Raw genomic sequence first — 13,026 nt, forward strand, 5'->3', positions numbered from 1 at the left:
GTACCCGCCGCAGATGACCCGTTACCTCGATCCGGTGCTGCTGTGGACGGTCGCCGCGACGGCGACCAGCCGGGTGCGGCTGAACGCCAGCACGCTCAGCACGTTCTACTACGAGCCGCCGCACCTGGCCCGGCTGCTGACCACGCTCGACGTGCTCAGCGACGGCCGCCTTGACGTTGGCGTGGGAATCGGATGGATGAAGGACGAACACGACATCGCCCGCAGCGCTGACTGGCGCCGGCGCGGGCAGATGCTCGATGACCTGCTGGCGTTCCTGCACGAATGGTGGACGACCACCCCGGTGTCCTGGAACAGCGAGTTCTTCTCCCTGCCGGCTGTCCATGCCGACCTGCGCCCGGTCCAGGCCGGCGGTCCGCCCATCTGGATCGGCGGTGCCAGCGAGGCCGCGATGCGCCGGGTCGGCCGCAGCGGCACCGGCTGGCTCGGGGTCGAGGGGCTGCAGGACGAGGTCACCGACCACCTGTGGTCGATTGCGCGCCGTGCGGCGCAGGACGCCGGCCGCGATCCTGATGCGCTGAAGACGGCCATGCGGATCAACCTCGAACCGGGCACGTCGGTTGACTCGGTTGCCGGCAAGCTCGAGCGCCTCGCCGGGTCCGGTGCTGACGAGGCGATCGTGGACGCCTTCGCGATGTTCGCCACCCTTGACCAGCTGCTTGACTTCGCCAGCCAGGTAATCGCGCGGTGGCGCGGAGGAATGGATAAGTCGCTGTCCTAAGACCTCTGCGTATCGAGCAGCCGCTCAACGTATTTCGCGATGACGTCGACTTCGAGGTTCACCGGCGTGCCGGCCGGAGCCGGGCCCAGCGTGGTCAGCTCGCGAGTGGTTGGAATCAGGGATACCTCAAACCAGTCATCGCCGAGTGCGGAGACCGTGAGCGAAATGCCGTCAACGGTGATCGAGCCCTTTTCCACTACATAGCGGGCCAGCTCGGCGGGCAGACCGATGCGGACCACCTCCCAGTGCTCGGAAGGTGAGCGGGTCAAAATCTGTCCGATGCCGTCCACATGGCCTTGCACGATGTGTCCGCCGAGCCGACTGTTGACGGCCGCGGCACGCTCGAGGTTGACCGGGCTGCCTGCGGCCAGCCGACCCAGGCTGGACCGGCTCAGCGTCTCGCCCATCACGTCGGCGGTGAACTGGCCGCCCGGCAACACTTCGACGACCGTCAGGCACACGCCGTTGACGGCGATCGAGTCACCGTGACCGGCGTCGGCGGTGACCACGGGACCCTGGATAGTAAAGCGAGCGGAATCGCCCAGGTCAGCCTTGCCGACGACCTCACCCAACTCCTCAACGATGCCGGTGAACACCGCCTCAGGCTAATGAGTTTGACTCTCCCGCGCGACGTCGCAGTCACCTTCCGCGTCACGGCCGAGTCAGCCGGACCCTTACGATGCAAGATATGCAGACGCGTCGCCCAATCCTCGCCGTTCTCGCCGCCCTCTCGATCGCCTCCGCTCTGGTCAGCGGCTGCTCGTCGTCCTCGAAACAATCCAGCAGCTCGCTGCCGGACGCGGCCACCCTGGTCAAGGAGTCCACGCAGGCCACCAAAAACGTCACGAGCGTGCACTTGGACCTGTCGGTGAACGGCAAGATCAAGGGCCTTCCGGTCAAGTCCCTGACCGGTGACCTGACGACTACACCGACAACTGCAGCTCAGGGCAACGCGAACATCACTTTCGGCGGTTCCGACATCGACGCACCGTTCGTGGTTGTCGACGGAACCTTGTACGGAGCGCTGACCCCCGGCCAATGGGACAGCTTTGGCAAGGCCGCCGACCTCTACGACCCGTCCACCATCCTCAAACCCGACGTCGGTCTGGCCAACGTGCTGACCAACCTCAGTAACCCGAAATCTCAGTCGCGGGAAACCGTCAAGGGCCAGGCCACCATCAAGATCACCGGCAGCGTCTCCGCCGACGCCGTGAACGGCATCATGCCCCGGCTGCAAGCCACTCAGCCGTTGCCCGCGACCGTGTGGATCGAGGAAAACGGTGACCACCAGTTGGTGCAGGTCCAGTTGGAGCAGAGCCAGGGCAATTCTCTTCAGCTGACGCTGTCGAACTGGAACGCGCCGGTGCAGGTGACCAAACCCCCTGTAGCCCCGTGACGGCACCGCACCACGCAGGGCGCGGCATCGCGATCAGCGCCGGCAGCCTCGCCGTGCTGCTCGGCGCCCTCGACACCTACGTCGTGGTCACGATCATGCGCGACATCATCGGCACCATCGGGATCCCGGTTAACCACCTGCAGCGCATCACCCCGATCATCACCTGGTATCTGCTGGGATACATCGCCGCGATGCCGCTGCTGGGCCGGGCATCCGACCGATTCGGCCGCAAACTGCTGCTGCAAGTCAGCCTGGCCGCGTTCCTGGTCGGCTCGGTGATCACGGCGCTGTCCACCAACCTGGATGTGCTGGTGGTCGGCCGCACCATCCAGGGCGTGGCCAGCGGCGCCCTGCTGCCGGTGACGCTCGCACTGGGCGCGGACCTCTGGGCCCAGCGCAACCGCGCAGGAATACTCGGCGGGATCGGTGCGGCGCAGGAACTCGGCAGCGTGCTCGGCCCGCTCTACGGAATCTTCATCGTCTGGCTGACCAGTCGCTGGCAGGACGTGTTCTGGATCAATGTGCCGTTGGCGCTGGCCGCCATGGTGATGATTCAGTTCAGCCTGCCGTCGCATGACCGCAGCGCAGAGCCGGAGAAGATCGACGTGATCGGCGGGCTGTTGCTGGCGATCACCCTGGGTTTGGCGGTCGTCGGGCTATATAACGCCAATCCCGACGGCAAGCAGGCGCTGCCCAGCTACGGCCCGCCGCTCATCGTCGCAGCGGTTGTCGTCGCAGTTGTTTTCGGCATGTGGGAACGGTTCGCTCGGACCAAGCTGATCGAACCCGCCGGGGTGCACTTCCGGCCGTTCCTGTCCGCGCTCGGCGCCTCGTTGTGCGCCGGTGCCGCGTTGATGGTGACGCTGGTCGACGTCGAACTGTTCGCCCAAGGCGTGCTCGGCAAAGACCAGAACAACGCCGCCCTGATGTTGCTGTGGTTCCTGGCAGCGCTGCCGATCGGCGCACTCGTAGGCGGAGGGATCGCGACCAGAGTGGGCGACCGAGCGGTGGCCTTCGTGGGACTGTTGATCGCCGCCAGTGGCTACTGGCTGATCTCGAAGTGGTCGATCGACCTATTGAGCGTGCACCACAACATCTTTGGACTGTCGCTGCCCGCGTTACACACCGATCTGGCAATTGCCGGCATTGGGTTGGGTCTGGTGATCGCGCCGCTGACATCCGCCAGCTTGCGGGTGGTGCCGTCGGCACAGCACGGCATCGCCTCGGCGGCTGTGGTGGTCGCGCGCATGACGGGCATGCTGATCGGGGTGGCCTCGCTCAGCGCGTGGGGCTTCTACCGGTTGCCGCAACTTGTCGCCAAGTTGGCGTCGGAGGTTCCGGCGAACGCCAGCCTTACCGAGCGACTCTTGCACCAGGCCACCATGTATCGCCAAGCGTTCGCCGGAATGTACGGGGAGATCTTCAAAGTCACCGTGGTGGTGTGTGTCGTGGGTGCGCTGTTGGGCCTGTTGATCGGCAGCAGGAACGTAGTTGCCGACGAGCCCCATGCTCTGGAGTCGGAGCCCGTCGCACCCCGCGTCTAGCGGTCCAGCCTCGGCACCAAGCTCAGCACCAAATCCGGGCCAACCCGTTCGATGCCGTCGTAGCGCCAGCGCAACGCCCGGGCGATGCTAGGCACCCCGACGTCGTCGACAGCGGTGATCGGTCCGCCGAGCAGGATCGGCGCCACGTAGGCCAGGATGCGGTCGATCGTGCCGGCCCGCAGGAATGCCCCCGCCAGCGTGGGGCCGCCTTCGAGCAGCACGTCGGTGCGATCGGACAGCGCCTTGAGCACCTCGGCCGGCTCGTGCGTACGAATCACCATGGTGCGTGAGTCGTCGTTGAGAACCTTTGCCTCCGAAGGTATGTCGCGCATACCGACGACCACCCGCATCGGCTGGCGGTCAGCGAGCCCACCATCGGCCAAGCGGGCGGTCAACGACGGGTCGTCGACGAGCACCGTGCCGGTGCCCACCACGACCGCGTCGGCGGTGGCCCGTCGGCGGTGCACGTCGGCACGCGCGGCTTCGCTGGTGATCCACTGGCTTGAGCCGTCCGCGGCCGCGCTCCGGCCATCGATGCTGGTGGCATACTTCCACGTCACGTGCGGCAAGCCGGTGCGCTGCTTGTGCAGCCATTCCCGAAGCGGTCCGGCCGTCACCAGGTCGGCGTGCACATCGCCGACGACGCGCACCCCGGCGGCAGCCAGCCGCGACGCCCCACCGGCCGCGGTCGGGTTGGGGTCGCTGATCGCGTAGATCACTGCCGCGATACCGGCCTCGAGCAGTGCGTCCACACACGGCGGGGTTTTGCCGTGGTGGTTGCAGGGCTCCAGGGTCAACACCGCGGAGCCACCGGCGGCCAGCCGACCCGCCCGGCGCAGCGCCACCACCTCGGCATGGGCGCTGCCCGCCCGCTGTGTGCCGCCGACACCGACGATTCGGCCGTCCCGATCCAGGATGACGGCGCCGACCGGCGGGTTCGGATAGGTCTTTCCTTTGACCAGATCGGCTTGCTCAACGGCCAGTCGCATGGCGGCGTCATAGTTGATGGCCGCCTCAGTACTCACCGGCGGCTCATCGGCGGAGGTGCGGTGACGCGGCACCGGCCTGTCGCCGCAACGCCTGGACCGCAGCGGCCGGGTCGTCGGCGCCGTAGACGGCCGATCCGGCGACGAAGCAGTCCACACCGGCCTCGGCGGCCTGCTCGATCGTGTCGGCGTTGATGCCGCCGTCGATTTCGACCAGGATCGTCAACTCACCGGAGTCGACGAGCTTGCGCACCGCGCGCACCTTGCCCAGCACTTCGGGGATGAAATCCTGGCCGCCGAAACCGGGCTCGACCGACATCACCAGAAACGTGTCGAAATCCTTGAGCAGGTCCAAGTAGGGGTCCAGCAGGGTGCCGGGTTTGATGCTCAATCCCGCTTTGGCGCCGGCAGCGCGGATGTCGCGGGCCACGCCGATCGGATTGTCGGTGGCCTCGGCGTGAAAAGTGACGTTGTAGGCGCCCGCTTCGGCGTACGGCGGCGCCCAGCGGTCGGGATCCTCGATCATCAGGTGGCAATCCATCGGAATGTCAGTGGCGGCCAACAAGCTCTCCACTACCGGCAGCCCGAGCGTGAGATTCGGCACGAAGTGCGCGTCCATGACGTCGACGTGCAACCAGTCGGCGCCTTCAACGGCGGCGGCCTGGTCGGCCAGCCGAGCGAAATCGGCGGCCAGTATCGATGGCGCGATCAGCGGCCGATCGGTCTTGCCTGACATGAACGTGAGCTTACTGGGGGCCAACCTCAAGGGCTGCGGCGAACATGGCGTCGGCGCCGTGCCGATGCGGCCACAGCTGAACGTAGGGGCCATCGCCCAGATTCGGCACGGGCTCGAACAACGGGCGGGTATCGAGCGCGGTCACCGGGTGACGGCGCAGCGCGTCACCGACGACGCCGACCGTTTCGGCCAAATGCGGCGAACAGGTCGCATACAGGACCACGCCGCCGGGGCGGGTCAGCGCGATCGCCGCGGCCAGCAATTCGCGCTGCAGCCGAGTCAGCGCCGGGACGTCGGCGGGCTGACGCCGCCAGCGCGCGTCGGGCCGGCGCCGCAGAGCGCCCAGGCCGGTGCACGGCACGTCGACCAGGACCCGGTCGAAACCCGGCTCGAGCCCGGTACTGCGTCCGTCGACCCGCAGCACCTCGACCGGAAGGCCGCGGGTGTTGTGGACGACCATGTCGGCGCGGTGTTCGGCGGGCTCCACCGCGGTGACCCGGGCCCTCGAGCCGGCAGCCAGCGCGGCCAGCAGCGCGGTTTTCCCGCCCGGGCCCGCGCACAGGTCTAGCCACCGCCCGGCGTCATCGGCGACCGGCGCCAAAGCGAGTGCACGGGCGACCAATTGGCTGCCTTCGTCCTGAACCAGCGCTTGGCCGTCACGCACCGCGGGCACGTCCGCGGGGTCACCGGCGGGCAGATAAACCGCATACGGCGAATACCGGCCCACCGTGCCATCCACGGCACCGGCCAAATCGTCGGCGGTCAACACGCCCGGCCGGGCGGCCAGGTGCACTTGAGGCCGCTCGTCGTCGGCGGCCAGTGCGGCGTCGAGTTCACCGGCGGAGGCGCCCAGCGCATCGACGAAGGCCTGCGCGATCCAGCGTGGGTGGGCATGCAGGAAAGCGGCGTGCCCGATCGGGTCGGCAGCTCGGTCGGGCGCCAGCTCGTCGACCCATGACTGTTCGTCGCGGGTGCTGATCGTGCGCAGCACGCCGTTGACGAATCCCGCACGCGCAGAGTCGAATTCGATTCCGGCTTGGTCGACGGTGGTCGAGACGGCGGCATGTGCGCCGACGCGGGTGCGTAGCAGTTGGTAGGTCCCCAGCCGCAGCAGGTCGAGCAGTATCGGGTCGATGGTCTCCGGCGAACGGTCAGCGGCCGCACCGATGACGGCGTCGAGCAGACCGCGGACGCGCGCGCCGCCGTAGGTCAGCTCGGTGGCGAACGCCGCGTCGCGGCCGCTGATCCCCCGTTCGCGCAACAGGACTGGCAGCATCAGGTTGGGATAGGCGCCACGCTCGCTCACCGCCCGGAGCACATCGAAGGCGGCCTGCCTCGCCGGATCCAGCGGCCGGCGCCTCGGCGGTCGCGCCGATCGCTGGGGGATGCGCGCGGCCGGCCGGTTGCCACGCGGTCTGTCCTGGGGCGGGGTCATGACGCTCGCGCGGACGGTTCGAGACGGGCTCCCCTGGCCCAGTCGACGGCGTTCATCAGCTTCTTGCCTGGCGGCTGCAGTTGGCCGAGCCGTACCGCCTGTGACGCGGTGCCGATCCGCACGCTGCGGCGGTCAACGTGAATATCGCCGGGCGACAGTGCATTTGGCAGGCTCTGACCGTCGGTGTCGATGTAGACCGGCCCGAGTTTGACTCGCAAGTCGCCGATCAGGGTCCACGCTCCCGGATTGGGCGTGACGGCGCGGATACGCCGTTCGACCACGTCTGCCGGAAGGTCCCACCGCACCCGAGCCTGCTCGACGGTGATCTTCGGTGCGATGCTGACACCGTCGGACGATTGCGGGATGGGCGTCAGAGCCCCGTCGGCGATGCCGTCCAGGGTGGTCGACAGCAACGCCGCACCCGAAATCGCCAGCCGTTCAAGCAGATCCCCTGCGGTGTCGATCGGGCGCACCGCCTCGGTGACCACCCCGTAGACCGGCCCGGAGTCCAACCCGGATTCGATCTGGAACGTGGTGGCACCAGTGACGGTGTCCCCGGCCGCGATCGCGGCCTGCACCGGGGCCGCGCCGCGCCAGGCGGGCAACAGCGAAAAGTGCAAGTTGACCCAGCCGCGCACCGGGACCGCCAGCAGTTCGTCACGCAGCAGCGCTCCAAAGGCCACCACCGGACAGCAGTCGGGCCGCAACTCCGACAATTCGGCGACGAACTCCGCGGAGTTCGGCCGCTCCGGCCGCAGCACCGGGATGCCCTGCTCAAGAGCCAGCCGGGCTACCGGTGACGGCTGCGGGCTGCCGTGCCGGCCCGAGGCAGCGTCTGGCCGGCTGAGCACCGCGATCACGTCGTGCCGCGGCGAGTCGATCAGAGCCCGAAGGGCGGGTAGCGCGGGTTCGGGGGTACCGGCAAAGACGAGACGCACCGGACCAGTGTAGGAAGGCCGGCTATTGCTCGTCTTCGGCCAGCCGTGGGATCAGTCCGCCCGCTAACACGTCTTTGACTTGTCGTGGCGAAAGGCGATGTCGCACAGTAAAAGACGTATCCTTGGTGACATTGTCGACCTGCAGGGTGTCGCTGTCGGCCAGCGTGTCGCGTACACCGGCGATGCGCAGGGTGTCGTCCTGTTCGATGTTGTCGTAGTCGTCGGCGTCGTCGAACTCGAGCGCCAACACGCCGAAGTTGGCGAGATTCTGCCAGTGAATGCGGGCGAACGACTTGGCGATGACAACCTGAAGTCCCAAATGGCGAGGTGCGATCGCGGCGTGCTCACGCGAAGAACCCTGACCGTAGTTGTCGCCGCCGACGATGATGTGACCAGTCCCTTCGGCCTTCTTGGCCCGCTCGGGATACGACTCGTCGATCTGGGTGAAGCTGAACATCGCCAACTTGGGAATGTTGGAGCGAAACGGCAGCGCCCGGGCGCCGGCCGGTGAGATTTCGTCGGTGGAGATGTTGTCGCCGACCTTGAGCAGCACCGGGGCCTCGATCTCGTCGGGCAGCGGTGAGAGCTCCGGCAGGCTGGACACATTGGGCCCCTTGACCGGCTCGATCTTCTGCGCCTCCTCGGCGTCCAGCGGGGGCACCAGCATCGCCGTGTTCACGGCCGACTGATGTGGCAGATCGAGCTTCGGATAGTCCATCTTGGCGTCGCGCGCCCAGCCGCGCGGATCGGTGATCACCCCGGTCAGTGCCGATGCGGCAGCGGTTTCCGGTGAGCACAACCAAACCGAATCCTCTTTGGTGCCAGAGCGGCCGGGAAAGTTTCGTGGCATGGTGCGCAGCGAGTTGCGACCGGTCGCGGGCGCCTGGCCCATCCCGATGCATCCCATGCACCCCGCCTGATGAATGCGGGCGCCGCCGATCACCAGTTCGGTGGTCGCGCCCATCTTGGTGAGATCGGTCAAGATCTCCCGCGACGTCGGGTTGATGTCGAAGCTGACGTCCGGCACCGTCTGGCGTCCGGCCACCATCGCGGCGGCAATCGCGAAATCGCGCAGGCCGGGATTGGCGCTGGATCCGATCACGACCTGGGCGATCTCCTCACCGGCCACTTCGCGCACCGGCACCACGTTTCCCGGCGACGACGGCTTGGCAATCAGCGGCTCGATGTCCGAGAGGTCGATGGTCTCGTCGACGTCATAGTCGGCTCCCTCGTCGGCGACCAGTTCGACCCAGTCGTCCTCACGGTCCTCGGCTCGGAGGAAATCCCGGACTATTTCGTCGCTCGGGAAAACCGTTGTGGTGGCGCCAAGTTCGGCTCCCATGTTCGCGATGACGTGGCGGTCCATCGCCGTCAGGCTGCCCAGCCCCGGTCCGTAGTACTCGATGATCCGGTTCACGCCGCCCTTGACGTCGTGACGGCGCAACATCTCCAGGATCACGTCCTTGGCCGAACACCATTCCGGCAGTTCGCCTTCGAGTTTTACTCCCCACACCTCGGGCATCCGGATGTGTAGCGGCCGACCGGTAATGGCGAGCGCCACCTCGAGCCCACCCACTCCGATCGCGAGCATGCCCAGCGAACCCGCGGCCGGGGTGTGCGAATCCGAGCCCACCATCGTCTTGCCGGGAATTCCGAATCGCTGCATGTGCGTCGGATGCGAGACCCCGTTACCGGGCTTGGAAAACCACAGCCCGAATCGCTGGGAGGCCGTGCGCAGGTACTCGTGATCCTCGGCGTTCTTCTCGTCGGTCTGCAGCAGGTTGTGGTCGACGTACTGCACGCTAACCTCGGTGCGCGCCTGATCGAGCCCGAGTGCCTCCAACTCCTGCATCACCAGCGTCCCCGTCGCGTCCTGGGTCAGCGTCTGGTCGATGTGGATGGCGATTTCTTCACCCGGCGTCATCTCGCCGGATTCCAGGTGGGATTCGATCAACTTGCGAGCGACGTTGAGAGGCATGGCGAAGTCCTAAGCGTGGTGAAAAGTTCCCGTCATCGCTGCTTACCCGGATATGCCAGCGCCCATACGTCGCGAGGCGGGAACTACCTAGACGTTGATCGTCGTCTTCTCGTCGATGGTGATCGTCGCCGGCAACGCCTTTTGGACCTGGTCTTCGAGGCAGTCGGCATTGAACTCCAGCAGGTAGATGTTGTCGTTGCCGTTGATGACGACGACTTTGTCGGCAACCGCCTTGGTCTGGCCGTCCTGCGTCCAGGTACCGCCCAACTGGAAGGCGGGAAAACCGGCCATGTTGTCCTCGGTTCCGTCGCCCATCGGCTTGAAACCGGGCAGGTTTTTCGTTGCGCCACCGGCGAGCTCGATCAGTTTCTGCGGGTCTACATCGCCGTCGAGCTTGGACAACGTCGCCACGATGCTGGGGGTGTATTTGGCGGCTTCGGGACCGTTGTCGACGATGGCCCAGTACGCCGTGGCCGGGGTGTCGGGTCCGGCGTCGGCCCAGCCGTCGGGGATCGGGAAGTTGACGGTGGGGGCGCCCGGGTCGCCGCGGTGGACCGGAGTCGCGGTGATGTTGTTCTGCTGGAAATAGCTCGCGATGGTCGGGTTGGGGCCCTGAGCGGTGACGCGCGGCGCCACCTTCGACTGCGGTTTGGGCGGGGTTGCCGAGGTTGCCGAGGTCGCCGCGGTCGTCGAGGTTGCCGCGGTCGAGCTCTTGCCCGCCGCATTGTTGTTGCTCGGCGAGGAACCACAGCCCGCCAGGCCGATGGCTACCGCGACTATGGCGATCGCCGCACCGCTGCCTGCTGCTGTCCGCTTCATTCAACTAGCTCCTGTCGATCGGGCTCTGCGATGGGACGACGGGTCGGCGAATCATAGCCCCATCTGGACGGAGTGACCCAGGGACTGGAGCGGACTAGGCGGCCGCATTGATCAGCCTGCCTGCTCGGTGAGCTCGCGGCGATCGAAGCCGTTGTGGGTCACCCGCCACGAGGCGTATCCATCGCCTGCGACATGCAGTGTGACCTGTGGGTCGCAGCCACACTCCTCGATGTGATGTGGTCGCAGATCGTCGATCGGGACGATGTGAATTTCCCGGGGCCCGACCCAGCCCGTCCACCAGCGGTTGCCCGGACAGGCACAGCCGAGTTCGGTGCAGTGAACGGGATCGATGATCATGCCGACCGCAGCCGTGGCCAGGAGTCGATGAACTGGTCCATGACGGCGTCCCATTGCATGGCCCGGATCTCGTCGTCGGCGGCGCGGGCCTGCTGGAGATGCTCCCGCACGAATATCAAACAGCGCCCGATTCGGGCGGTGTCCGTGGGTCTTGTTGCCATAGCTGACCTCCCTCGACACGGGAAAGCAGACCGGTTGGCGTCATCGGAAACTCGGCCGGCATTCGCATCGTCGCATGAAAATGGCGGACCTCGCTCACCGACACAGTTCGCGCAGTCCACTAACCTGAGCGCTCGCCTAACCGATCTGCAGCGGGTCGATCTGCACCCGGACCGGCTCGTGGGTTTGCCGGGCGCTGACCACGGCCACGCCGTGCTGCAACTCCGCGGCCAATGCGAGACCCTGTTCGCGGTTCACCCGCACCAGCATCCGGCTCACCGGCGCGTTGGCCGCAATGCCGGGTGGGCGACGTGCACCCGGCGGCAATGGCACGGGACCGAGCAGTTCTGCGCTGTCCGGCAGTCGGAGTTCTTCGAGCAACGCCGCGACTGCCTCACCGGCGCCGTCCAACGCGGCCATGTGCACACTCGGCGGCAATGCGACTTCGGTGCGAGCGGCCACCTCGGCCTCTGCGTGGCCGACCGGGTCCCAGCGGATCAGCGCCTGCACAGTTGGTACGGATGCGTCGGCGACCACCGCCACCACCCCGCCGTCGTCGCGAGACCGCACCAATGCCGCGGCAGACATCCAGCGCCGCAGGGTGTCCTCAGCCGCGCGCAGATCCTGACGGCCCAGCAGCGCCCAGCTGTCCAGCAACAAGGCCGCCCCGTAGCCGCCGGACGCGCGCGGTTCGGCGCCGGGCGTGGCCACCACCAGAGCCGGGTGACCGTCGACCTCGGACACCACCGCTTCGCCCGCCGAGGTGATCACCGTCGTACCCGGGAACGCGCGACCCAATTCTTCGGCGGTGCGCCGGGCACCCACCACGACGGCACGCACCGCGTCCGATCCGCAGCGCGCACAGCGCAGCGCGGCGTCGGCGCGGCCGCACCAGCGGCATGCCGGAGCCGTCCCGTCGCGGTCGTGCAGGGACAGCGGGCCGGTGCAATGCCGGCAGCGGGCAATCGCCCGGCAGCGGGCACACGCCAGCGACGGAACGTAGCCGCGCCGCGGCACCTGCACGAGCACCGGCGCGTCGGCCTGCAGCGCCGAGCGGGCGGCGCGCAGCGCGACCGACGGCAACCGGGCCGTGCGCGCCGCCGGATCGCGTTCGTCGGCGTATCCGCCGTCGTCGAGGGCCACCACCCGCGGGGCGTGGGCGCGCACCCCCGGCCGCGCGGCGACCAGGTCGTGCGCCCATCCGCTGCGCACCAGCGCGTGGGCTTCGGCGGTGCGGGAGTATCCCCCGATCAGCGCGGCGCAACGCATCTGATGGGCCCGCAGCATCGCCACCTCCCGCGCATGCGGGTACGGGGCCCGCGGCTCGGCCAGCGTGTCGTCGCCGTCGTCCCACACCATGACCAGGCCCAGGTCGCTCACCGGCGCGAACACCGCGCTGCGGGTGCCGATCACCAGCCGTGCGCTCCCCCGCAGCGCGGCCAGCCAGCGCCGGTAGCGCGCGGCCGGACCCAGCCCCGCCGACAACGCCACCACACCGGCTTCGTCGAGCAACGCCGTCGCGGCGCGCCACAGGGTGTCCACGTCGCGCTGATCCGGGACGACGGCCAACACCGCGCGCCCGGTTTGCACCGTCTGGGCGGCGGCCTCGGCAAAGCGGTCGGCCCACACGTCGCCGGGCAGCACCTGCCATACCGCACGAGCGGCACGCGATTCTGCCAGCGCCGTCAGAAACTGCCCGCCGCGGCCATAGGCCCCCCACCCCGCCACATCGACGGTGGCGACAGCGGAAAGGATTGGCGCAGTAGGGGTTTCACGTTCCACCTTCGCGTGCCGCGGCGGGACCGCCAGCCGTAGCACATCGGCGCGGGTCCCGGCGTAGCGCGCCGCGACGGCGTCGACCAGCCGCCGGACCTCCGGGGTGAGCACCGCCTCGGCCGACACCACGCGGTCCAGCCAGGCCAGCTTGCCGACGTGATCG

13 protein-coding genes are annotated in these 13,026 nt (G+C 67.9%); 3 read left to right on the plus strand and 10 right to left on the minus strand.

The genetic code is table 11. The annotated features are described in order from the left end of the window. Window positions 1-739, plus strand: a 739-nt coding sequence (locus tag VGG53_RS14930; RefSeq protein ID WP_331518838.1) for an LLM class flavin-dependent oxidoreductase, incomplete at its 5' end; no start/stop codon positions are given. On the opposite strand, the gene VGG53_RS14935 is transcribed toward VGG53_RS14930, so the two are convergent. After that, window positions 736-1,335: a riboflavin synthase gene (locus VGG53_RS14935; RefSeq protein ID WP_331518839.1), complete on the minus strand. Its 600-nt coding sequence runs from the start codon at window positions 1,333-1,335 to the stop codon at window positions 736-738. The genes VGG53_RS14930 and VGG53_RS14935 overlap by 4 nt on opposite strands. A gap of 83 nt (window positions 1,336-1,418) precedes the next feature. Between VGG53_RS14935 and VGG53_RS14940 the strand changes: the two genes are divergently transcribed. Beyond that, window positions 1,419-2,135 carry an LppX_LprAFG lipoprotein gene (locus VGG53_RS14940; RefSeq protein ID WP_331518840.1) on the plus strand — a complete coding sequence of 239 codons (717 nt, stop codon included), beginning with the start codon at window positions 1,419-1,421 and terminating at the stop codon, window positions 2,133-2,135. Continuing rightward, window positions 2,132-3,679 carry an MFS transporter gene (locus tag VGG53_RS14945; RefSeq protein WP_331518841.1) on the plus strand — a complete coding sequence of 516 codons (1,548 nt, stop codon included), beginning with the start codon at window positions 2,132-2,134 and terminating at the stop codon, window positions 3,677-3,679. The genes VGG53_RS14940 and VGG53_RS14945 overlap by 4 nt, the downstream gene beginning before the upstream one ends. Here the strand turns inward: VGG53_RS14945 and ribD are convergent. The 9 genes from ribD to VGG53_RS14990 all read right to left on the minus strand — a co-directional run. After that, a complete protein-coding gene (gene ribD, locus VGG53_RS14950; protein WP_331518849.1) occupies window positions 3,676-4,668 on the minus strand; it encodes a bifunctional diaminohydroxyphosphoribosylaminopyrimidine deaminase/5-amino-6-(5-phosphoribosylamino)uracil reductase RibD in 993 nt (330 codons plus the stop codon). The genes VGG53_RS14945 and ribD overlap by 4 nt on opposite strands. Window positions 4,669-4,711: 43 nt before the next feature. After that, complete coding sequence (gene rpe, locus VGG53_RS14955; RefSeq protein ID WP_331518842.1) at window positions 4,712-5,401, minus strand: ribulose-phosphate 3-epimerase; 690 nt, start codon at window positions 5,399-5,401, stop codon at window positions 4,712-4,714. 10 nt (window positions 5,402-5,411) lie between these two features. Then, window positions 5,412-6,836, minus strand: coding sequence for an RsmB/NOP family class I SAM-dependent RNA methyltransferase (locus VGG53_RS14960; protein ID WP_414688975.1), 1,425 nt, complete (start codon window positions 6,834-6,836; stop codon window positions 5,412-5,414). Next, window positions 6,833-7,774, minus strand: a complete 942-nt coding sequence (gene fmt / locus VGG53_RS14965) for a methionyl-tRNA formyltransferase (protein ID WP_331518843.1) — start codon at window positions 7,772-7,774, stop codon at window positions 6,833-6,835. Before fmt ends, VGG53_RS14960 begins: the two co-directional genes overlap by 4 nt. A gap of 22 nt (window positions 7,775-7,796) precedes the next feature. Further along, on the minus strand, window positions 7,797-9,752 hold the full coding sequence (locus VGG53_RS14970; RefSeq protein WP_331518844.1) for an aconitate hydratase: 1,956 nt from the start codon (window positions 9,750-9,752) through the stop codon (window positions 7,797-7,799). Between the two features lie 87 nt (window positions 9,753-9,839). Beyond that, window positions 9,840-10,571: an LpqN/LpqT family lipoprotein gene (locus tag VGG53_RS14975; protein WP_331518845.1), complete on the minus strand. Its 732-nt coding sequence runs from the start codon at window positions 10,569-10,571 to the stop codon at window positions 9,840-9,842. A 111-nt stretch (window positions 10,572-10,682) separates the two neighbouring features. Continuing rightward, window positions 10,683-10,928: a hypothetical protein gene (locus VGG53_RS14980; RefSeq protein WP_331518846.1), complete on the minus strand. Its 246-nt coding sequence runs from the start codon at window positions 10,926-10,928 to the stop codon at window positions 10,683-10,685. Next, the gene (locus tag VGG53_RS14985) at window positions 10,925-11,089 is read right to left on the minus strand and encodes a hypothetical protein (protein ID WP_331518847.1); all 165 of its coding nucleotides are present in this window, start codon (window positions 11,087-11,089) and stop codon (window positions 10,925-10,927) included. The genes VGG53_RS14980 and VGG53_RS14985 overlap by 4 nt, the downstream gene beginning before the upstream one ends. A 136-nt stretch (window positions 11,090-11,225) precedes the next feature. Then, the coding region (locus VGG53_RS14990; RefSeq protein ID WP_331518848.1) for a primosomal protein N' at window positions 11,226-13,026 on the minus strand (1,801 nt) is incomplete at its 5' end.

This window comes from Mycobacterium sp. (assembly GCF_036490025.1).
Lineage (GTDB): Bacteria > Actinomycetota > Actinomycetes > Mycobacteriales > Mycobacteriaceae > Mycobacterium.